The 241-nt window shown below is 22.0% G+C and carries 1 protein-coding gene; it reads left to right on the forward strand.

Going from position 1 to position 241, the window contains the following annotated elements; genetic code table 11:
- The coding region (locus AWT72_RS09950) for a hypothetical protein (protein WP_197407695.1) at positions 1–241 on the forward strand (241 nt) is incomplete at both ends.

The following is a 241-nucleotide window of genomic DNA, read 5'->3' on the forward strand; positions in this document are numbered from 1 at the left end:
ATGAAAAATATAATAAAACTATTAATAATCTTTATATTTAGTGTTTCATGTTATGACAAAACATTAAAAAAAGATTTTGTAGATATCGTAAAAAAAGAATTTAATTTAACATTTGATGATGAAAAAATAGGAATGAAGTCATTTTGGGGTATTGATGAACCCCCTAGTTTAGTAATAAATAGGAAGAATTTAGATGATAAATATGTAAAAATTTGGAGAAGTGATTTTGAAAAAGTAGAAC

The organism is Oceanivirga salmonicida, assembly GCF_001517915.1.
GTDB classification, from domain to species: domain Bacteria; phylum Fusobacteriota; class Fusobacteriia; order Fusobacteriales; family Leptotrichiaceae; genus Oceanivirga; species Oceanivirga salmonicida.